Consider the following 21,846-nt stretch of genomic DNA (forward strand, 5'->3'; position numbering starts at 1 on the left):
GGGTGATTCGCCCGGTTGTCCACAGGCGGTTTTCCACAGGGGTGGCGGGCCGGCGGCGGTGCGGGCACAGTGGTGGTCATGCGGGGGTGGTGGCAGGACCTCACCGACCTGGTGCTGCCGGCCGACTGCGCGGGCTGCGGGGCACCTCGTACGGCGCTGTGCCCGCGGTGCCGGGCCACGCTGGACGGGGGTGTGCCGCGGCGGGCACGGCCGGTGCCGGAGCCGGCCGGGCTGCCGGTGGTGCACGCGGTGGCTCCCTACGCGGGGAGGTGCGGGCTCTGCTGCTGGCCCACAAGGAGCGGGGCGCGCTGGCTCTCGCGGGAGCGCTGGGCGTGGCACTGGCGCGGGCCGTGCGGGCGGGTCTCGCGGCGGGCGGTGAGGACGCGGGCGGTCTCGGTCCCGGCGTGAGCGGCCCCGGCCCCGGCCCCGGCCTCGGTATGGGCGGGGGTGCCGGTGGCGGGCCGGCGGGGCACTCCTGGCGGGAACCCCTGCTGCTGGTTCCCGTGCCCTCCGCGCGGTGGGCGGTGCGGGCGCGGGGGCACGATCCGGTGCGGCGGATGGCGCTCGCGGCGGCGCGGGAGCTGCGGCGCACCGGGACGCCGGCCCGGGTGGCGGCCGTGCTGCGGCAGCGGCGGGCCGTCGCGGACCAGGCCGGGCTGGACGCGGCGGGGCGCCGGGCGAACCTCGCCGGGGCGCTGGAGGTGGCGGCGGGAGGCGGCCCGCTGCTGGGCGACGGCCGGCGCGTCGTGCTCGTCGACGACCTGATGACGACGGGCGCCAGTCTCGCGGAGGCGGCGCGGGCCCTGCGGGAGACCGCGGTATCCGGCGCCAATGGCGGAACGGCCGTGTATCGGGCCATAACCCGGGAAGGTAGGGAGGAACGACGGATCGGTTCAGAGCGGAAGAGGACGGAGTCGGTGCACAGTGCACCGGAAAAGGCGATGCCGAACGCCCGCACGCGGATGCCGCGTGCCGCCGTGATCGCCGCTCCCGCCGATTCCCTGGAAATAAACAGGAACTGATCGACAACGTGCATCGTTGCAGGTAGTGAGAGGCTTAATTCGCCTGAACGGAGGTGCGGCGGCAGAGAGGGTGACGACATCGCTCCGGGCGAGATATGTTCGGTTGTGAGGAAAGGCCCAGGCCACACACCTCGCATATCCGAATGCCGCGCGCGGTTTTCCGCAATCACCCGCGCCGGTGGGGTGGAGATCTCGCCCATGGGGGAGGAGGAGGTGGAAGTCACCGAGTCCGAGGTCCGGTGATCACCGGACCTGGTGCGAAAGGGAGACGCTCCGCCGATGGAGCGGAGCGATCCGGGAACGGAGTTCTGCGTGGACATCGTCGTCAAGGGCCGCAAGACCGAGGTGCCCGAGCGGTTCCGCAAGCACGTGGCCGAGAAGCTGAAGCTGGAGAAGATCCAGAGGCTCGATGCCAAGGTGATCAGCCTCGACGTCGAGGTGTCCAAGGAGCCCAACCCCCGGCAGGCCGACCGCTGTGACCGAGTGGAGATCACCCTCCGCTCCCGCGGTCCGGTGATCCGGGCGGAGGCAGCGGCCAGCGACCCCTACGCCGCACTCGACCTGGCGGCGGAGAAGCTGGACGCGCGGCTGCGCAAGCAGCACGACAAGCGGTTCTCACGCCGGGGCGCGCGCCGCATCTCGGCGGCCGAGGTTCCCGACCACGTCCCCGGCGCGGCGACTCTGAACGGCAACGGCCTGGCCGCCGCGGAGGAGGAGTCCGACGGGGTGCCGACCAAGAAGATCGGCTCTCTCGAGGTCAAGGGCGAAGGCCCCCTGGTCGTCCGCGAGAAGACCCACGTCGCCGCCCCGATGACGCTTGACCAGGCCCTCTACGAGATGGAGCTGGTCGGCCACGACTTCTACTTGTTCGTCGACTCCGAGACGAAGGAACCGAGCGTCGTCTACCGGCGGCACGCCTACGACTACGGCGTGATCCATCTCAGCACGGACCCGATGGTCACCGAGGCGCAGACCCCCACGGCCGGGGGCACGCTGGGCGGCTGACGCACCCGGCTGAAGCCCAGCCGGTGCCCCTGGAGCGAGCGTGCGCCCCCAGGGGCACCGGCGTGCGACCACTTCGCGCCCCGCACGTCACCTCGGTGTCGCCCAGGCATGAAATCATGGCCGCACCGGCCCAACCGGTGGGCCGTTGCCTTGGGTTGGCGATGGCACAGGACCACAGGCCACAGCCTTCAGGGGGAGGAACGATGGCGGACACCTTCGGACCGATGCGGGACGGGGACGCCGACGACGCTGTCATCGGCAGGCACCCCGGCGCGGACGCGCCGCGCAAGGAGCCGATCAGAGTCCTGGTCGTGGACGACCACGCCCTCTTCCGGCGCGGCCTGGAGATCGTGCTCGCCGCCGAGGAGGACATCCTGGTCGTCGGGGAGGCGGGCGACGGCGCCGAGGCCGTCGACAAGGCCGCCGACCTGCTGCCCGACATCGTCCTGATGGACGTCCGTATGCCGAAGCGCGGCGGGATCGAGGCGTGCACCTCCATCAAGGAGGTGGCCCCCAGCGCGAAGATCATCATGCTGACGATCAGCGACGAGGAGGCCGACCTCTACGACGCGATCAAGGCGGGCGCGACCGGATATCTCCTCAAGGAGATCTCCACCGACGAGGTGGCCACCGCCATTCGCGCGGTGGCCGACGGCCAGTCGCAGATCAGTCCGTCGATGGCGTCGAAACTCCTCACCGAGTTCAAGTCGATGATCCAGCGCACCGACGAGCGCCGGCTGGTGCCCGCGCCCCGGCTCACCGACCGGGAGCTGGAGGTCCTCAAACTCGTCGCCACGGGAATGAACAACCGGGACATCGCCAAGGAGTTGTTCATCTCCGAGAACACCGTGAAGAACCACGTCCGCAACATCCTGGAGAAGCTCCAGCTGCACTCCAGGATGGAGGCCGTGGTCTACGCGATGCGGGAGAAGATCCTGGAGATCCGCTAGCGCCTAGCCGAGGAGTTCCGCGAGTTCCCGGGTGAGGGGCTCGCGCAGCTCCGGCGGGTCGGCGCGCTCGACGCGGACGTCCGTGCAGTCCACCCAGGACGCCGCCTCGGCCAGGGCCCGGGCCACCGCCGGGACCGCCTTCGGGCCGTCCAGGGTGACCTGCTTGGCCACCAGCGTGCGGCCCTGGCGCGCCGGGTCCACCCGCCCGACCAGCCGGCCGCCGGCGAGCACCGGCATCGCGAAGTACCCGTGCACCCGCTTGGGCTTGGGGACGTACGCCTCCAGCCGGTGGGTGAAGCCGAAGATCCGCTCCGTGCGCGCCCGCTCCCAGATCAGGGAGTCGAAGGGGGACAGCAGCGTGGTGCGGTGCCGGCCGCGCGGCGGTTCCGCCAGGGCCGCCGGGTCGGCCCACGCCGGCTTGGCCCAGCCCTCCACCTCCACCGGCACCAGACCCGAGTCCGCGATCACCGACTCGACCTGCTCGCCCCTGAGCCGGTGGTAGTCGGCGATGTCCGCGCGCGTGCCCACACCGAGCGCCTCGCCCGCCAGCCGCACCAGGCGCCGCAGGCACTCGGCGTCGTCCAGTTCGTCGTGCAGCAGCTCGGCCGGTACCGCGCGCTCGGCGAGGTCGTACACCCGCTTCCAGCCGCGCCGTTCCACGCAGACCACCTCGCCGTACATCAGCGCCCGCTCCACGGCGACCTTCGTGCCCGACCAGTCCCACCAGTCGTTCGTCTTCTTCGCGCCGCCCAGCTCCGTGGCGGTCAGCGGGCCCTCCGCGCGCAGCTGCTTGATCACCTGGTCGTAGGCGCCGTCGGGGAGTTCGTGGTGCCAGTGCGGGCGGTCGCGGTAGGCGCGGCGGCGGAAGGCGAAGTGGGGCCACTCCTCGATGGGCAGCAGGCAGGCGGCGTGCGACCAGTACTCGAAGGCGTGGGTGTCCGTCCAGTACGCGGCCTCCACCGTCCGCCGGCCGACCGCGCCCAGCCGGGCGTACGGCACGAGCTCGTGGGAACGGGCCAGGACCGAGATGGTGTCGAGCTGGACCGCGCCGAGATGGCGCAGCACCCCGCGGACCCCCGCGCGCCGGTCGGGCGCGCCGAGCAGGCCCTGGGCCCGCAGGACTATCCGGCGGGCGTCGTCCGCGGTGAGCGTGGTGGTGGGACGCGGAAGGGTCGTCATGTCCCGTGACGATAGAGGGTGGCACCGACAGTCGGCGACGACCAGCGCGTTCGCCCGGGGCAGCGGCTCGAGGGGCCTCAGGGGCGCGCGGGCAGGTAGGGGGCGGTGGACGGCAGTCCCAGGTCCGAGGGGAGCAGCGAGCCGACCCAGCAGTCCCGGCGCACCCCCTTGTTGGCGACGCCGGAGCGCAGCACGCCCTCGACGGTGAAGCCCGCGCGTTCGGCCACCGCGCGGGAGGCGTGGTTGCCGACCTCGGCCCGCCACTCGACCCGGTCCACGCCGGCCTCGGTGAAGGCCCAGCGGCAGGCGGTGAGCGTGGCCTCCACGACGTAGCCCCGGCCGCGGTGCTCCCTGGTCGCCCAGAAGCCGATCTCGGCCGTGCCCGGCGAGCGCGTCGACAGGGCGAGCATGCCGGCCAGCTCCCCGCCGGTGAGGAACACGCCGAAGGTGAACACCGACCCCTGGGCCCAGCCGTCGGGGACGATCCGCTCCGTGAAGCCGGCCGCGTGCTCGGGCAGATAAGGGGAGGGGACCGTCGTCCAGCGCTGGATGCCGGGGTCCTGCGCGGCGGCGTACACCGCGGCGGTGTCCTCGGGGCCGACCGGGCGCAGCACGAGACGGTCCGTGGTGAGCGTGACGTGTTCCATCGCCCGATTCTGCGCGGGACACCGGGCCGGCGCCACGGATTTCCGCGTTGCGTGAGCGTGTGATCACAATTCGCGTAATTCCTCGCGCCCGGGCGGCACCATCCGGACACCCCGTCCGTTGTCCTGGATGAAGCAAGCCGCCGGGCCGCCAGGCCTCCCGGCGCGGCCGGGTCCTCGCATACGATGGCCGTTGCTCAGTAGTCAGAAGGAAAACCGACCGTCCCAGGCCCGACCGGCAAGGAGACCAGCCCCCGTGTCCGTCCTCTCGAAGATCATGCGTGCAGGCGAAGGCAAGATCCTGCGCAAGCTGCACCGCATCGCGGACCAGGTCAACTCCATCGAAGAGGACTTCGTCGACCTCTCCGACGCCGAGCTGCGGGCCCTCACCGATGAGTACAAGCAGCGGTACGCCGACGGTGAGAGCCTCGACGACCTGCTCCCCGAGGCGTTCGCCACGGTCCGCGAGGCCGCCAAGCGGGTCCTCGGCCAGCGCCACTACGACGTGCAGCTGATGGGCGGTGCCGCGCTCCACCTCGGCTATGTGGCCGAGATGAAGACCGGTGAGGGCAAGACCCTCGTGGGCACCCTGCCCGCCTATCTGAACGCGCTGTCCGGCGACGGCGTGCACATCGTCACGGTCAACGACTACCTGGCCGAGCGCGACTCCGAGATGATGGGCCGCGTCCACAAGTTCCTGGGCCTGGACGTCGGCTGCATCCTCGCCAGCATGACCCCGGCCCAGCGCCGCGAGCAGTACGCGTGCGACATCACCTACGGCACGAACAACGAGTTCGGCTTCGACTACCTGCGCGACAACATGGCGTGGTCGAAGGACGAGCTGGTGCAGCGCGGCCACAACTTCGCCATCGTCGACGAGGTCGACTCCATCCTCATCGACGAGGCCCGTACGCCGCTGATCATCTCCGGCCCGGCCGACCAGGCCACCAAGTGGTACGGCGACTTCGCCAAGCTGGTCACCCGCCTCAAGCGCGGCGAGGCCGGCAACCCCCTCAAGGGCGTCGAGGAGACCGGCGACTACGACGTCGACGAGAAGAAGCGCACGGTCGCCATCCACGAGTCCGGTGTCGCCAAGGTCGAGGACTGGCTGGGCATCGACAACCTCTACGAGTCGGTGAACACCCCGCTCGTGGGTTACCTGAACAACGCCATCAAGGCCAAGGAACTGTTCAAGCGCGACAAGGACTACGTCGTCATCGACGGCGAGGTCATGATCGTCGACGAGCACACCGGCCGTATCCTCGCCGGCCGCCGCTACAACGAGGGCATGCACCAGGCGATCGAGGCGAAGGAAGGGGTGGAGATCAAGGACGAGAACCAGACGCTCGCCACGATCACCCTGCAGAACTTCTTCCGCCTCTACAACAAGCTCTCCGGCATGACCGGTACGGCGATGACCGAGGCCGCCGAGTTCCACCAGATCTACAAGCTCGGCGTGGTCCCGATCCCGACCAACCGGCCGATGGTCCGCAAGGACCAGTCGGACCTGATCTACCGCACCGAGGTGGCCAAGTTCGAGGCGGTCGTGGACGACATCGCCGAGAAGCACGAGAAGGGCCAGCCGATCCTCGTCGGCACGACCTCCGTGGAGAAGTCGGAGTACCTCTCGCAGCAGCTCAGCAAGCGCGGCATCCAGCACGAGGTGCTGAACGCCAAGCACCACGAGCGCGAGGCGCAGATCGTGGCCCAGGCGGGCCGCAAGGGCGCGGTGACGGTGGCCACCAACATGGCCGGCCGTGGTACGGACATCAAGCTCGGCGGCAACCCCGAGGACCTCGCCGAGGCGGAGCTGCGCCAGCGCGGCCTCGACCCCGAGGAGCACATCGAGGAGTGGGCCGCGGCCCTGCCCGCCGCCCTGGAGCGGGCCGAGCAGGCCGTCAAGGCGGAGAAGGAGGAGGTGGAGTCGCTCGGCGGCCTCTACGTCCTCGGCACCGAGCGGCACGAGTCGCGGCGCATCGACAACCAGCTGCGCGGCCGTTCCGGCCGTCAGGGCGACCCGGGCGAGTCCCGCTTCTACCTCTCGCTGGGCGACGACCTGATGCGCCTGTTCAAGGCCCAGATGGTCGAGCGCGTGATGTCCATGGCCAACGTGCCGGACGACGTGCCGATCGAGAACAAGATGGTCACCCGCGCGATCGCCTCCGCGCAGGGACAGGTCGAGACGCAGAACTTCGAGACCCGCAAGAACGTCCTGAAGTACGACGAGGTGCTCAACCGGCAGCGCGAGGTCATCTACGGCGAGCGCCGCCGCGTCCTGGAGGGCGAGGACCTGCACGAGCAGATCCGGCACTTCATGGACGACACGATCGAGGCGTACGTCACCGCGGAGACCTCCGAGGGCTTCCCCGAGGACTGGGACCTGGACCGGCTGTGGGGCGCCTTCCGGCAGCTCTACCCGGTGAAGGTCACCATCGATGAACTGGAGGAGGCGGCCGGTGACCGGGCCGGTCTGACCGCCGAGTTCATCATCGAGTCCATCAAGGAGGACATCCACGAGCAGTACGGGGCCCGCGAGGCGCAGCTCGGCTCCGAGATCATGCGTGAGCTGGAGCGCCGGGTCGTGCTGTCGGTCCTGGACCGCAAGTGGCGTGAGCACCTCTACGAGATGGACTACCTCCAGGAGGGCATCGGCCTGCGCGCGATGGCCCAGAAGGACCCGCTGGTCGAGTACCAGCGCGAGGGCTTCGACATGTTCACCGCGATGATGGACGGCATCAAGGAGGAGTCCGTCGGCTACCTGTTCAACCTGGAGGTCCAGGTCGAGCAGCAGGTCGAGGAGGTCCCGGTCGAGGCGCAGGCCCAGCCGGCCGGCGAGGGCGCGCAGGACACGGTGCCGGCGCAGGCGACCGCCCGTCCCGAGATCCGTGCGAAGGGGCTGGACGTTCCGCAGCGCCGGGAGCTGCACTTCTCCGCGCCGACGGTGGACGGCGAGGGCGGCATCGTGGAGCGGGACCTGGAGGACGAGGAGCCGGTGCGCTCCGAGTCGGACGGGCTGACCCGGGCGGAGCGGCGGCGGCAGGCCAAGGGCGGCCGGCGCCGCAAGAAGTGACGAAGCGACGCGGGAAGCCACGCCGCGCCTGAGCGGCCGGCGGCGCCTGAGGGCCGGGTCTCCGACGGGGACCCGGCCCTTCGGGCATCGCTCCGGGCCGAGGCGGGGCGGGGAGGGGGTCACACGGGCCCCGTCTCCACCGCTGTGCAGCGCCAGCGGAGGTCCTCGCCGAGTTCCAGGCGGAAGGCCATGGCGCGCAGGCGGTCGCCGGTGGCGACGCGGGCGAAGACCTCCAGCGCGCCCTCGTCGGCGACGTAGTAGCCGATGTCCTGGACGACCGGGCGGATGGCGCGGGGGCCGGGGGTGCGCAGCGGGACGCGTTCGGCGAGGCGGGCCAGGTCGTCGTAGGCGCGGCCGGCTGTGTGGCGGAGCATCCAGTGGACGGGCCGCTGGCCGCTCAGGACGGCGAGCAGGCGGTCCGCGAACAGGTCGGTGGGCCGGGGCTGTCCTGCGGCCGTCCCGGGGGCCGTACGGAGGCTCTGGGCGCGGCCGGCCGCCGGGCGGGCGGCCGCTCGGGGTGGCGTCCCGCCGGGGCGGCGGGTGTCGCGGCGGGTCGGCGGGCGGTGCCGCGGGCGGGGCTGGACGGTTCGGCTCATGACCTTGTTCATGGGGATCCCGTTCGGCCGGCCCGGGAGGGGTACCGGGCGGTAACAAGTGGTGGGGACCTTGTACGGGGCGCTGAAGGCCCGGGCAAGCGAGGGGCGGCCGGTGGGCGCGAGCCGGGAAGGTTCACCCATCAGTGTGGAGTGAGGGTCCCGGACCCCGGGGAGAAGCGGCCGGAGAGGGTGGACCGGTGGCCTGGAGTTGACTTCTCGACGGCGGTGGGCGGGAGCTCGAAAGAGGACGGACGCACGTATCCTGAAGGCCCGCCGGGAGACGCGCCAGCCGCCCTCCCCGGGGCCCCAGCGGAGCCTTTGACCAGGAAAGAGCGGCCAGTATGCGCGTCTACGTCCCCCTGACCCTGCCCGCTCTCGCCGAGGCGCACAGGACGGGTGAGCTGGGGAGCGGCCCCTTCGTCGCGTACGCCGTCACCCCCGCCCTGCGCGAGTGGTACCTCTCCGAGGACATCGAGGAGCTGGAGTACGCGGCGCTCGGCCGGGCCGCGCTGGCCTCGCTGCGGCTGCTGGCGGCGGACCCGGACGCGGTACGGCGCCGGGTGGTGGTCGCGGTGGACGTGCCCGACGGCGCGGCGAGCGTCGACCCGGACCGCGGGCTCGAACCCTCCGCCCTCGGCCAGGTGACCGTGGCGGCGTCGGTGCCGCTGGCGAAGGCGGCCGCCGTGCACGTCGACGCCGAGGACGCGGAACCGGACGTGGCCGCGGCGGCGCGGGCGCTGCCGGCCGCGGACGGCGGGGACGACGACGCCCGGTTCGTGGTGGACGGGGCGGACGACCACGAACTGCTGTGGTACGCCACGCAGGAGATCCCCAACCTCGTCGCACGGGGCTGACCTCGGCCGACGCCGTGATTGTCAGTGGCGGCGGGTACGGTCTCGGGCATGGGGACGCACGAAAGCGCGCACATCGTCTGGGACTGGAACGGGACGCTCTTCCACGACAACGACGCGGTCATAGGGGCGACGAACGCCGCCTTCGCCGAGCTGGGGCTCGCGCCGATCACACTGGAGCAGTACCGCTCGCTGTACTGCGTACCGGTGCCGAGGTTCTACGAGCGGCTGCTCGGCCGGCTGCCGAGCGACGCCGAGTGGGAGCTGATGGACGGCGCCTTCCAGCGGCACTACGCCGAGCACCGGGTGCGGTGCGGGCTGACCGAGGGGGCGGAGGAACTGCTCGCCGGGTGGCGGTCGGACGGGCACAGCCAGTCGCTGCTGAGCATGTACGGGCACGAGGAACTGGTGCCGGTGGTGCGGGGCTTCGGCATCGAGCCGCACTTCGTCCGCATCGACGGGCGCACCGGGCCGTCCGGCGGCAGCAAGGCCGAGCACATGGTGCGGCACCTGCGGGCGCTGGCGGGGGTGGCCGAGCCGGAGCGGACCGTGGTGATCGGGGACGCGGCGGACGACGCGGTCGCGGCGCGGCACGTGGGTGCCCGGGCCGTGCTGTACAGCGGGGGGTCGCACAGCCGGGCGAGTCTGGAGGGCGTCGGCGTGCCGGTGGTGGACTCCCTGGCCGAGGCGGTCGCGGAGGCCCGCAGAATAGCGGCGTGACGGGGGTGGCGAGGTGCGCCCCGCGAAGGGGCGCGGGGAGCCTGTAGGCGGTCTCAGCTCGCCGGAGCGGACGCCCGCAGCACCTTCAGGAACTCCCGCATCCACGCCGGGTGGTCCGGCCAGGCGCGGGAGGAGACCAGGGTGCCGTCGACCACCGCCTCGGTGTCCTGGAAGTCCGCGCCGGCCGTCTGCATGTCCGGCTCCAGGGCCGGGTAGGCGGTCACCCGGCGGCCCCGCAGGGAGTCGACCGCGGCGGTGAGCAGCGGGCCGTGGCAGATCTGGGCCACGGGCTTGTCCGCGTCGAAGAACGCCTTGAGGATCTTGCGCAGCTCGGCGTCGTTGCGCAGGTACTCGGGCGCCCGGCCGCCGGGGATCACCAGGGCCGCGTACGCACCGGGGTCGACCTCGGCGAACGCCAGGTCGGCGGGCCAGGTGTAGCCGGGCTTCTCGGTGTACGTGTCGTAGCCGGGTTCGAAGTCGTGGACGACGAAGCGGAGCGTCTTGCGGGAGGGGGCCGCGATGTGGACCTCGTAGCCCTCCTCGCGCAGCCGCTGGTAGGGGTAGAGCACCTCCAGGGACTCCGCGGCGTCTCCGGTGACGATGAGGATCTTCGTGGGCATGTCGGCTCCTCGCGGGCTTTCGTGCGTGGGGGTGGGGCTCGGGGCTCCGCAGTGGGACGCTGGGACCCGCGGCGGACTGAAGGCACCGTGCCCCCCGCCGGGCGCGTCTGCCAAGGGGACCCGGTGGTTTTCAGAGTGCGGCGGCGCACGCGGGGGCGCGACCGGATGCCCGGCGGCGGGTGGCGCGCGCCGGTGGCCGGATACGCCACCCTCTCCGCCACCACCGCTGTGCAGAACGTCAAACTTCACCACCTGGTTTTGTACACAAGCGGCTCATGACGCGCCCCGGGGCAAGAGCGATAGCCTTGTGGCGTGATCAGCGCGATATCCCGCGGGGACGATCCTGTTCCCGCCCCGCGCCCGGGTTGCACGGCTCGTCTCCGTGACCGGGCGGCGGTCGCTGGTCCTCGCGGGCGGGACGGGGGCGCGGACGCCTCCGCGGCGCCGGAAATGGTCCGGGTCACGGCGGTGCCGAGAGCAGCGTCACACTCGGCCGGCGTCATCAAATTGGCCGAAATCACCCCGCTCATCTCACCTCGCGGCATACCGTCGACAGTGACCGGACACCCCGGGACGTGGCGTTGTGTCGCAAGGGAAGAGACAGAACTTCCTTCTACGTCACGCAACGGCGCGCGACAGGAGCCAGAGGACAATGCAGACCAAGCTGGACGAAGCCAAGGCCGAGCTGCTCGAAAGGGCCGCCCGGGTAGCTGAGAACAGCCCGGTCGGGGGGCACCTACCGACCGGGACGACGAGCGAGGGCACCCCCGGCACCCCGGACAGCGAATCCGTGCTCGCGTTCCTCCAGCGCTACTACCTGCACACCGCACCCGAGGACTTCGCCGACCGCGACCCGGTCGACGTCTTCGGCGCCGCGGTCTCGCACTACCGGCTCGCCGAGAACCGCCCGCAGGGCACGGCCAACGTGCGGGTGCACACCCCGACCGTGGAAGAGAACGGGTGGACGTGCAGCCACACCGTCGTGGAGGTCGTCACCGACGACATGCCCTTCCTCGTGGACTCGGTCACCAACGAGCTGACGCGGCAGGGGCGCGGCATCCACGTCGTCATCCACCCGCAGTTCGTGGTCCGCCGGGATCTGACCGGCAAGCTGCTGGAGGTGCTGCCGACCCCGCCCGTCGGCGACGCCCTCCCGCACGACGCGCACGTCGAGTCCTGGATCCACGTCGAGATCGACCGGGAGACCGACCGCGCCGACCTGAAGCAGATCGCCGCCGACCTGCTGCGCGTGCTGTCCGACGTGCGCGAGGCCGTCGAGGACTGGGAGAAGATGCGGGACGCGGCGATCCGGATCGCCGACGGCCTGGAGGGCGAGCCCGCCCCCGCCGACCTGCCCCGTCCCGAGGTGGCGGAGGCCCGCGAGCTGCTGCACTGGCTGGCCGCAGACCACTTCACCTTCCTCGGCTACCGCGAGTACCAGCTGCGCGACGACGACACGCTCGCCGCCGTGCCCGGCACCGGTCTCGGCATACTGCGCTCGGACCCGCACCACGCCGAGGAGGACCAGCACCCGGTCAGCCCCTCCTTCGAGCGCCTCCCGGCCGACGCCCGCGCCAAGGCCCGCGAGCACAAGCTGCTGGTGCTGACCAAGGCCAACAGCCGGGCCACCGTGCACCGGCCGTCGTACCTGGACTACATCGGCGTCAAGAAGTTCGACGCGGACGGCAACGTCGTCGGCGAGCGCCGCTTCCTCGGCCTGTTCTCCTCCGCCGCCTACACCGAGTCCGTGCGCCGGGTGCCGGTGATCCGCCGCAAGGTGGACGAGGTGCTGGACCGGGCCGGCTTCTCGCCGCACAGCCACGACGGCCGCGACCTGCTCCAGATCATGGAGACCTACCCGCGCGACGAGCTGTTCCAGACGCCGGTCGCCGAGCTCCAGGCCATCGTCACCAGCGTGCTCTACCTCCAGGAGCGCCGCCGGCTGCGGCTGTACCTGCGCCAGGACGAGTACGGCCGCTACTACTCGGCCCTCGTCTACCTCCCGCGCGACCGCTACACCACCGGCGTGCGCCTGCGGATCATCGACATCCTCAAGGAGGAGCTGGGCGGCACCAGCGTCGACTTCACCGCCTGGAACACCGAGTCGATCCTCTCCCGGCTGCACTTCGTGGTCCGCGTCCCGCAGGGCACCGAGCTGCCCGAGCTGTCGGACACCGACAAGGAGCGCATCGAGGCCCGCCTGGTGGAGGCGGCCCGCTCCTGGGCCGACGCGTTCGCCGAGGCACTGACCGCCGAGTGCGGCGAGGAGCGCGCGGCCGAGGTGCTGCGCCGCTACAACCACGCCTTCCCGGAGGGCTACAAGGCCGACCACAGCCCGCGCGCGGCCGTCGCCGACCTGACCCACCTGGAGCAGCTGAGCGAGGACAAGGCCTTCTCGCTGAGCCTGTACGAGCCGGTGGGCGCCGCGCCCGACGAGCGCCGGTTCAAGATCTACCAGAAGGGCGGCACGGTCTCGCTGTCCAAGGTGCTGCCGGTGCTCAGCCGGCTCGGCGTCGAGGTCACCGACGAGCGGCCGTACGAGATGCGCTGCGCCGACCGCACCACCGCCTGGATCTACGACTTCGGCCTGCGCATGCCGAAGTCGCTCGGCGGCGGCAACGGCGACTACCTCGGCGACGACGGCCGGGAGCGGTTCCAGGACGCGTTCGCCGCGACCTGGACCGGCAAGGCCGAGAACGACGGCTTCAACGCCCTCGTGCTCAGCGCCGGGCTGACCTGGCGGCAGGCGATGGTGCTGCGCGCCTACGCCAAGTACCTGCGGCAGGCCGGCTCGACCTTCTCGCAGGACTACATGGAGGACACCCTCCGCAACAACGTCCACACCACCCGGCTCCTGGTCTCCCTGTTCGAGGCCCGGATGTCCCCGGAGCGGCAGCAGGCCGGCGTGGAGATCACCGACGCCCTGCTGGAGGAGCTGGACGCGGCCCTGGAGCAGGTGGCCAGCCTGGACGAGGACCGCATCCTGCGGTCGTTCCTGACCGTCATCAAGGCGACCCTGCGCACGAACTTCTTCCAGGAGGGGCCGGGCGGCGAGCCGCACGACTACGTCTCCATGAAGTTCGACCCGCGGGCCATCCCGGACCTGCCCGCGCCGCGCCCGGCGTTCGAGATCTGGGTGTACTCGCCGCGGGTGGAGGGCGTGCACCTGCGCTTCGGCAAGGTCGCGCGCGGCGGTCTGCGCTGGTCGGACCGGCGCGAGGACTTCCGTACGGAGATCCTCGGCCTGGTCAAGGCGCAGATGGTGAAGAACACCGTGATCGTGCCGGTGGGCGCCAAGGGCGGCTTCGTCGCCAAGCAGCTGCCCGACCCGGGCGTGGACCGCGACGCCTGGCTGGCCGAGGGCATCGCCAGCTACAAGACGTTCATCTCGGCGCTGCTCGACATCACCGACAACATGGTGGCCGGCGAGGTCGTGCCGCCGCGGGACGTGGTCCGGCACGACGGTGACGACACCTACCTGGTGGTCGCCGCCGACAAGGGCACCGCGACCTTCTCCGACATCGCCAACGACGTCGCGAACAGCTACGACTTCTGGCTCGGCGACGCCTTCGCCTCCGGCGGTTCGGCCGGCTACGACCACAAGGGCATGGGCATCACCGCGCGCGGCGCCTGGGAGTCCGTCAAGCGGCACTTCCGCGAGCTGGGCGTGGACACGCAGAGCGAGGACTTCACGGTCGTCGGCATCGGCGACATGTCCGGTGACGTGTTCGGCAACGGCATGCTGCTGTCGGAGCACATCCGCCTGGTCGCCGCCTTCGACCACCGGCACATCTTCATCGACCCGAACCCGGACGCGGCCACCTCCTACGCCGAGCGCCGCCGCCTGTTCGAGCTGCCCCGCTCCAGCTGGGCCGACTACGACACGGGTCTGCTGTCGACGGGCGGCGGGATCTTCCCGCGCACCGCCAAGTCGATCCCGCTCAACAGTCACATCCGCGAGGCCCTCGGCATCGACGGCAAGGTCACCAAGATGACCCCGGCCGACCTGATGCGGACCATCCTCAAGGCGCCGGTGGACCTGCTGTGGAACGGCGGCATCGGCACGTACGTCAAGGCGTCGACGGAGTCGCACGCCGACGTCGGAGACAAGGCCAACGACGCCATCCGCGTGGACGGCCAGGACCTGCGGGCCAAGGTCGTCGGCGAGGGCGGCAACCTGGGCCTGACCCAGCTCGGCCGGATCGAGTTCGCCCGGAACGGCGGCAAGATCAACACCGACGCGATCGACAACAGCGCCGGTGTGGACACCTCCGACCACGAGGTGAACATCAAGATCCTGCTGAACGGTCTGGTCGCGGACGGCGACATGACCGTCAAGCAGCGCAACAAGCTGCTCGCCGAGATGACCGACGAGGTCGGCGCGCTGGTCCTGCGCAACAACTACGCGCAGAACACCGCCCTGGCCAACGCCCTGTCCCAGGCCAAGGACATGCTCCACGCCCAGCAGCGGTTCATCCGCCACCTGGTGCGCGAGGGCCACCTGGACCGGGCGCTGGAGTTCCTGCCGACCGACCGGCAGATCCGCGAGCGCCTCGCCCAGAGCCAGGGCCTGACCGGCCCGGAGACGGCCGTGGTCCTGGCGTACACGAAGATCACGGTGGCCGAGGAGCTGCTGCACACCTCGCTGCCGGACGACCCGTACCTGCGCGGTCTGCTGCACGCCTACTTCCCGACGGCCCTGCGCGAGCGGTTCGCCGACGCCATCGACAACCACCCGCTGCGCCGCGAGATCACCACCACCGTGCTGGTCAACGACACGGTCAACACGGGCGGTACGACGTATCTGCACCGGCTGCGCGAGGAGACCGGCGCCTCCCTGGAGGAGATCGTCCGGGCCCAGACCGCGGCCCGCGTGATCTTCTGCGCGGCACCGGTGTGGGACGCCGTCGAGGCACTGGACAACAAGGTCGACGCGGCCGTGCAGACCCGCATCCGGCTGCACTCGCGCCGCCTGGTCGAGCGCGGCACGCGCTGGCTGCTGAACAACCGGCAGCAGCCGGTGCAGCTCGCCGAGACGGTCGAGTTCTTCGCCGAGCGGGTGGAGCGGGTCTGGCAGGAGCTGCCGAAGCTGCTGCGCGGCGCGGACCTGGAGTGGTACCAGCACGTGTACGACGAGCTGTCCGCGGCCGGCGTCCCGGACGAGCTGGCGACCCGCGTGGCCGGCTTCTCCTCCGCCTTCCCGGCGCTCGACATCGTGTCGGTGGCCGACCGCACGGGCAAGGAGCCGCTGGACGTCGCCGAGGTGTACTACGACCTCGCCGACCGGCTGGACATCACCCGGCTCATGGACCGCATCATCGAGCTGCCCCGCACCGACCGCTGGCAGTCGATGGCCCGCGCCTCCATCCGCGAGGACCTGTACGCGGCGCACGCGGCCCTCACCGCGGACATCCTCGCGGTGGGCAACGGCACCTCGACGCCGGAGCAGCGGTTCGAGGCGTGGGAGCAGAAGAACGCGGCGCTCCTGAGCCGGGCCCGCACCACGCTGGACGAGATCCGGGGCTCGGACTCCTTCGACCTCGCCAACCTGTCGGTGGCGATGCGCACGATGCGGACGCTGCTGCGCACGCACTCGTAGTCCGTACGGAGGGACAGGCGCCCGGGGCCCGCGGTGGCCCCGGGCGCCTTCCGTCTGTCCGGGGGAGGAGACACGGACGGCGGTAGGGTCGGTGGATCATGCAGACCACGACAACCGACATCGAACCGGAGCGGCGCACGGCGGTGCCGCGCGATCCGGTGGCCCGCGCCGGCCGGACAGCGGCGCGGGGCGCCGCCGCACTGGTCCTGGTACTGCTGCTCCTGGTCGTCGTCCGGCTGCCGTGGGCGGGCGACCTGGGCATGCACGCGGCCACGGTCGAGCGGCTGCGGCACGGCCTCCTCCACCCCGGCAACCCGCTGGTCGACGCCGACACGCCGAGCCCGTACTACTCGCCCTGGACGCTGCTGCTCGGCATCGTCGCCAAGGCGACCGGCCTGTCCGTCTTCGTGGTCCTGCGCCTGGCCGCGCTCGCCGGACTGGCGCTGCTGGTGACGGGCGTCCACCGCTACGTCCGCACCCTCACCGCACACCGTGCCGCCCCCGCCCTGGCCCTGCTGAGCCTGCTGTTCCTGTGGGGCCCGGCGCTGTTCGCCTGGAGCGGCTTCCTCGGCCTGAACTCCCTGGCCCTGACGGTGTCGTACCCGAGCGTGCCGGCGCTCGGGCTCACCTTCCACTTCTGGGCGTGGCTGACCCGGGCGGCGCGCGGACCGGCCGGGTGGGGCGCGGGGGCCGCGCTCGGGGCGCTGTGGGCGGTGATCCTGCTGTGCCACCAGTTCACCGGGGTGGTGGCGACGCTGGGCGCACTGGCCATGGTGGCCGGGGCCCGTCCGGCGCGCGCGACGCTGCTCCGCCTCGGCGCCGGGCTGCTCGCCGGGCTGCTGGTGCTGTGGCTGTGGCCGTACTACGACTTCTTCGCGCTGTTCTTTGCCGGCGGGGACCTGGAGGCGGTCCACCGGTCGCTGTACCGGGACCTGGCCGGGCGGTTCGGGTATGTGCTGCTCGGGGTGGTGGCGCTGGGGTTCCGGCTGCGCCGGGACCGCCGGGACCCGCTTGCCCTGTTCTTCCTGCTCGGTGTCCTGATGGTGGCCGCGGGCGGGCTGACCGGCCACTACTCCTGGGGCCGCGCCCTGCCCGCCGCGCTGATCCCGGCCCAGCTCGCCGCCGCGCTCCAGGCGGTGTCGGCGGGGCGGTGGGCGGTGCGCCGGGGGTGGGCGGGCGTGCTGCTCGTCGCGCTGGTGGCGGGGGCGTGGACGCAGGCCGGGACGCTCGGGTACGCGGTGCGCCGGGACGCGCTGCCCGGGGCGGTCGCGGCGAAGTACCGGCCGCCGTGGGCCGGGTACCAGTGGACCGTACGGGCCGGGGTGCGGTACGGCGACGTGGTGATGGCCCGCCGGTTCCCGGCCCGGCAGATCCCCGCGTACGGGCCGTACACCGTGGCGCCCGGCTATCCGGACGTGTTCCTGCCGGACGCGGCGCGGCGGGAGGCGGCGGTGAAACGGTACTTCTCCGCGGGCGCCGGAGCGGAGGAGCGGCGGGGGATCCTGCGCGAGTACGGGGTGCGCTGGGTGGTCGGGGGCGCCCCGGCCCCGTGGCTCCACAAGACGGCCGTGGGGCCCCGGGGACAGGTGCTGTACCGCGTGGTGCCCTGAGCGACGGCGCCGCCCGGGCGCCCCCTACTTCAGGACGCTCGCCACCAGCCGCACGGCACTCCGTAGGCGCGGGTTGGTGACCCGGCGGGCCATCGGGCGCAGGACCCGGGCCGTCGCCCCCACCGGCCGCCAGCGGATCTGCAGCCGGCCGGGGTTGCGGGGTTCCGGTTCGACGGTGACGGTGTGGTGCGGGACGCGGGCCGTGCGCGCGGGGAAGTCCGGCGGGGCGAGCAGCACCGACGAGTTGGCCAGGCCCTGCCGCTCCAGCCGGATCTGGGGGTGGCGCAAGCCGTCGAAGCCCTGGACGGGCAGGGACGCCGAGGCGAGGTCGAGGCGGACCGTGCCGGTGAAGACGCCGGGGCGCACCGGGTCCAGGCGGAACGGGACGGTCATCCGGCGCTTTCCTGGGGTGAGCAGGAGCGACGCCCGCTGGGGGCCGACGGGCAGGCGCAGGCCCGGGTCGTAGGTGCGGACCGTCAGGGTGAGGGCCGCGCCGGGGTCGTAGGCCAGGTCCGTGATCTCGTGGCGGAACAGCGCCGTCGGGAACGGGCGGGTGTCCAGCTCCAGTTCGGACAGGTCCAGTTCGCGGCGGGCCCGCTCCGTCGTCGGCGGTGTCTCGCCCCAGTACGGGACACCCGCCCCGTCGGTCGTCACCCGGCGCGGCGCGACCGCGTGCCCCAGCCCGCGCGCCGCCTGCCGTGCCTCGGCCGTGCGCCCCTGCCGCAGCAGCTCCAGCACCACCCGCTCGTCGCGCGGCAGCCTGCCGTACGCCTCGGGGGACAGCGTGTCCAGGTACGGGTTCATGATCTCGGCGAAGGCGGCCAGCCACGCGTCGTCCCGGTGGGGCAGATCGCCGGCGTAGAGGCGGAAGTCGTGCTTGAGGAACTTGAAGTCCTTGTCCGCCCGCAGTCCCTCGTGCCCGCTGTCGTGCAGGAAGTCGTCGATCAGCCGCTGGACGCCGACCCGGTCGCGGACGTTGGACATCCGGTCCCGCTGGTTGGATATGGACGCGGAGGCCGCGGCGGCGAACGGCTCGATGTACCAGACGTACACCGGCTCGGGGACGATGGTGAACGCCTTCGCCAGGCAGTACGCCTGCGCCGAGAAGAGCTGGTCCTCGTAGTGGATGCCCTCGGGGAAGCGGAGCCGGTGGCGGTCCAGGAAGTCGCGCCGGTACATCTTGCTCGTCGCCAGGTGCTCGAAGAGCAGGCGGGGGTCCTCCTCGATGCCCTCCAGGGTGCGGTGCTCGGCCACCAGGTGGGGCATCCAGGTGGAGCGGCGCCCGTTGTCGACCCGGACCCGGCGCACCGCGCCCATGGCGAAGTCGACCTCGCGCTCCCGGTGCGCGGCGAGCAGCACCTCCACGGCGCGCGGCGGGAGTTCGTCGTCGCTGTCCAGGAACATCAGGTACGGCGCCCGGGACGACTCGATGGCCCGGTTGCGCGGGGCGCTGCACCCGCCGCTGTTCTCCGGCAGCCGGATGACGCGGATGCGGTCGTCCTCGGCGGCGAGCCGCCGGGCCACCTCGGGGGTGTCGTCGGTGGAGTGGTCGTCGCTGATGACGATCTCGATGCCGGCGTGGGTCTGCGCGCGCACGGAGGCGACCGCGCGGGGCAGCCGGGCCGCGTCGTTGTGGACGATGATCGTGACCGTGACGTCGGGGCTGGTCATGCGGTGGCCTCCTCGGGCGTCGGGGCAGGGGTGCGCCGGTCGACGGGGAGGACCGGGGGCAGCGCTTCCGCGGGCTCGCCGAGGAACACCCGCCGTACGACCCGTTCGGCGGCGCGTCCGTCGTCGTACTCGCAGAACCGGTGCCGGAACGCGGCCCGTGCCTTGGCCGCGCGCTCGTCGCGCCAGGCGCCGGAGCGGAAGATCTCCGTCAGCTCCCCCTGGGTGCGCGCGACCTGGCCGGGGTGGTCGGCCATCAGGTCGAAGTAGACACCGCGGGTGGTGCGGTAGGTCTCCCAGTCGTCGGCGTAGATCACGATCGGCCGGTCCAGGTTGGCGTAGTCGAACATGATCGACGAGTAGTCGGTGACCAGGGCGTCGGCGGCCAGGCACAGCTCCTCCACGGGGTCGTAGACGGAGACGTCGATGATCCGGCCGGAGCGGCGCAGCCCGGTGAGCTGGGCGGCGGCGCCGTAGAAGTAGTGGGCGCGGACGAGCAGGACCGTGTCCTCGCCCAGGTTGTCGGCGAGGGCGGCCAGGTCGAGGCGGGGGGTGAAGCCGGCCTCGTAGTCGCGGTGGGTGGGCGCGTACAGCACGGCCGTCTGCCCGGGGGCGATGCCGAGGCGCTCGCGGGCGGCGCGGACGTCGGCGGCGGTGGCCGTGTAGTAGACGTCGTTGCGCGGATAGCCGTAGTCCAGCGAGGTGTGGCGGGAGGGGTAGGCGCGCTGCCACATGCGGGTGCTGTGGCGGTTGGCGCTGAGGCTGTAGTCCCATCTGTCGACGCGGGCCATCAGCGCGGCGAAGTCCAGGCCCTGGGCGGCGGCCGAGTGGTCCCGCTGGTCCATGCCCATCCGCTTGAGCGGGGTGCCGTGGTGGGTCTGGAGGTGGATCGCGTCGGGGCGTTTGACCACCGCGTCGGGGAAGTTGACGTTGTTCGTCAGGTACTTGGCGGTGGCCAGGGTCTCCCAGTAGCGGCGGGAGCCGGGGATGACGTGGTCGGTGCCGGGCGGGAGCAGGGCCGCGTTCTTCTTGCTCACCGTCCACACGGGGCGTATGTGCGGGGCGAGTTCGCCGAGCTTGGCGGCGATGGCGGCCGGGTTGCAGGCCACCCCGCGGTTCCAGTAGGACGCGAACACGGCGAGGCCGGGGTCGACCGGGCGGCTCAGCGCGCGCCGGTACTGCTGGTCGCGGACCTTGGTGCCCAGTTGCCGCTTGCGGGTGCGCAGGGTCGCGCGGGCGGCGCGGCGGGTGCGGTTGGCGGCCTGGAGCGCGCGGTACCGGGTGTAGGCGCCCTCTTCCAGCAGCGCGTGCCGTATGCCGTCCAGGCCGGCCGGGCGCTGGTGGTCGTCGGGGCGCCAGCGGACCGCGGCCCGCGCGGCGCGGTGGAAGAACTCGCGGGCCACCGCGTCGGGCAGGTCCTCGCGGGCGAAGGTGCCGACCAGGTCACGCACCATCAGGTCGTACAGCACCGCGCGGGGGGCGCGGCGGTCCTCGGTGAGCGGGAGCAGGGACTCGTACCGGCCGATGAGCGCGAACCGGTCCTCGGACGTGCGGGGCGGCAGGCTCTGCGGGCGCGGCACGCGGTGTTCGTACGCGGCCTGGGGCAGGCAGGCGATCCGGCCGGCGGCCAGCAGGGCGGCGTGGGCGGCGCGCGGCTCGTCGGCGTCGGTGTGCAGCTCCTCGTGGGCCTGCCAGAAGGCGGTGCGCAGGGCGCGGTTGCCGAGCAGCGGGGCGAGCCGCAGCAGGTCGGCGGCCTCGTCCAGGGGTCTGGGGGTCCGGCCGGCGGCGGCCAGCCGGCGGCCGTCGGGGGAGGGTCTGCCGACGCCCTGCCAGTCCGTGCCGACGTGGTCGAACAGGAGCACGTCGACGGGGTCCGTGCCGTCCGGGGCGTCCAGTTCGGCGGTGCGCTCGGCGATCAGCCGGGGCCCGCCGGCCGGGAGGCCGTCCCTCGCGTGCACGAAGTGCAGCCAGCGGCCGGAGGCCCGGGCGGCACCGGCCGCGCGGGCCTGCGCGTCACCCGTGCCGTCCGGCAGCGGTACGACGAGGACCGAGGGCGCGTACCCCTCGGCCGTCTCCCGCGCCCAGTCGCCGACGGCGGCGACGACCACCTCGGTGCCGGGCGGTGGATGGGCCGTCAGGGAGTCGAGCAATTCGGTGAGATGCCCCTGGGTGTTCGACCCGTAGACGATCACGCTCAACTGGGGCATGTGTGTGGACTCCTTGGGCTGGGTATGTCCGGCACATCTTCCACAACATCATGTAAGGGTCATATAAAACGGATATGGCCGGTGTCGTCTCCAACGGGAGGCCGC

At 72.2% G+C, this 21,846-nt stretch carries 13 protein-coding genes and 1 pseudogene; 8 read left to right on the forward strand and 6 right to left on the reverse strand.

Annotation, left to right across the window (positions count from 1 at the left end):
• The first annotated feature begins 78 nt into the window (after nucleotides 1-78).
• The 3 genes and pseudogenes from ACSURM_RS22375 (at nucleotide 79) to ACSURM_RS22385 (ending at nucleotide 2,977) form a co-directional block, all read left to right on the forward strand.
• A pseudogene (locus tag ACSURM_RS22375) lies at nucleotides 79-1,022 on the forward strand (ComF family protein).
• Between the two features lie 312 nt (nucleotides 1,023-1,334).
• Nucleotides 1,335-2,027, forward strand: a complete 693-nt coding sequence (gene hpf, locus ACSURM_RS22380; protein ID WP_391342449.1) for a ribosome hibernation-promoting factor, HPF/YfiA family — start codon at nucleotides 1,335-1,337, stop codon at nucleotides 2,025-2,027.
• Between the two features lie 203 nt (nucleotides 2,028-2,230).
• Nucleotides 2,231-2,977 (forward strand): response regulator, encoded by a 747-nt coding sequence (locus ACSURM_RS22385; protein ID WP_436957403.1) that lies wholly within the window; start codon nucleotides 2,231-2,233, stop codon nucleotides 2,975-2,977.
• 3 nt (nucleotides 2,978-2,980) lie between these two features.
• Here the strand turns inward: ACSURM_RS22385 and ACSURM_RS22390 are convergent, their stop codons facing one another.
• On the reverse strand, nucleotides 2,981-4,156 hold the full coding sequence (locus tag ACSURM_RS22390) for a winged helix-turn-helix domain-containing protein (RefSeq protein ID WP_436957405.1): 1,176 nt from the start codon (nucleotides 4,154-4,156) through the stop codon (nucleotides 2,981-2,983).
• A gap of 77 nt (nucleotides 4,157-4,233) precedes the next feature.
• A complete protein-coding gene (locus ACSURM_RS22395; protein WP_436957407.1) occupies nucleotides 4,234-4,803 on the reverse strand; it encodes a GNAT family N-acetyltransferase in 570 nt (189 codons plus the stop codon).
• Nucleotides 4,804-5,056: 253 nt separating this feature from the next.
• Between ACSURM_RS22395 and secA the strand changes: the two genes are divergently transcribed.
• Complete coding sequence (gene secA, locus ACSURM_RS22400; protein WP_436957408.1) at nucleotides 5,057-7,870, forward strand: preprotein translocase subunit SecA; 2,814 nt, start codon at nucleotides 5,057-5,059, stop codon at nucleotides 7,868-7,870.
• A 119-nt stretch (nucleotides 7,871-7,989) separates the two neighbouring features.
• Here the strand turns inward: secA and ACSURM_RS22405 are convergent, their stop codons facing one another.
• A complete protein-coding gene (locus tag ACSURM_RS22405; RefSeq protein WP_436957410.1) occupies nucleotides 7,990-8,478 on the reverse strand; it encodes an Rv3235 family protein in 489 nt (162 codons plus the stop codon).
• Nucleotides 8,479-8,807: 329 nt separating this feature from the next.
• Between ACSURM_RS22405 and ACSURM_RS22410 the strand changes: the two genes are divergently transcribed.
• Both ACSURM_RS22410 and ACSURM_RS22415 read left to right on the forward strand, forming a co-directional pair.
• Nucleotides 8,808-9,320 carry a DUF6912 family protein gene (locus tag ACSURM_RS22410; RefSeq protein ID WP_436957413.1) on the forward strand — a complete coding sequence of 171 codons (513 nt, stop codon included), beginning with the start codon at nucleotides 8,808-8,810 and terminating at the stop codon, nucleotides 9,318-9,320.
• 48 nt (nucleotides 9,321-9,368) lie between these two features.
• Nucleotides 9,369-10,037: an HAD family hydrolase gene (locus ACSURM_RS22415; protein ID WP_436957415.1), complete on the forward strand. Its 669-nt coding sequence runs from the start codon at nucleotides 9,369-9,371 to the stop codon at nucleotides 10,035-10,037.
• Between the two features lie 53 nt (nucleotides 10,038-10,090).
• Here the strand turns inward: ACSURM_RS22415 and ACSURM_RS22420 are convergent, their stop codons facing one another.
• The gene (locus ACSURM_RS22420) at nucleotides 10,091-10,657 is read right to left on the reverse strand and encodes a DJ-1/PfpI family protein (RefSeq protein ID WP_436957416.1); all 567 of its coding nucleotides are present in this window, start codon (nucleotides 10,655-10,657) and stop codon (nucleotides 10,091-10,093) included.
• A gap of 652 nt (nucleotides 10,658-11,309) precedes the next feature.
• Here ACSURM_RS22420 and ACSURM_RS22425 point away from each other — a divergent pair.
• Complete coding sequence (locus ACSURM_RS22425; protein ID WP_436957418.1) at nucleotides 11,310-16,256, forward strand: NAD-glutamate dehydrogenase; 4,947 nt, start codon at nucleotides 11,310-11,312, stop codon at nucleotides 16,254-16,256.
• Between the two features lie 98 nt (nucleotides 16,257-16,354).
• A complete protein-coding gene (locus tag ACSURM_RS22430; protein ID WP_436957420.1) occupies nucleotides 16,355-17,866 on the forward strand; it encodes a hypothetical protein in 1,512 nt (503 codons plus the stop codon).
• Nucleotides 17,867-17,890: 24 nt separating this feature from the next.
• Here the strand turns inward: ACSURM_RS22430 and ACSURM_RS22435 are convergent, their stop codons facing one another.
• Nucleotides 17,891-19,537 carry a glycosyltransferase family 2 protein gene (locus ACSURM_RS22435; protein ID WP_436957422.1) on the reverse strand — a complete coding sequence of 549 codons (1,647 nt, stop codon included), beginning with the start codon at nucleotides 19,535-19,537 and terminating at the stop codon, nucleotides 17,891-17,893.
• A complete protein-coding gene (locus ACSURM_RS22440) occupies nucleotides 19,534-21,741 on the reverse strand; it encodes a CDP-glycerol glycerophosphotransferase family protein (RefSeq protein ID WP_436957424.1) in 2,208 nt (735 codons plus the stop codon). The genes ACSURM_RS22435 and ACSURM_RS22440 overlap by 4 nt, the downstream gene beginning before the upstream one ends.
• Nucleotides 21,742-21,846 lie beyond the last annotated feature (105 nt).

This window comes from Streptomyces sp. SudanB182_2057 (genome assembly GCF_964272715.1).
In the GTDB taxonomy this organism is placed as follows: domain Bacteria; phylum Actinomycetota; class Actinomycetes; order Streptomycetales; family Streptomycetaceae; genus Streptomyces; species Streptomyces rubradiris.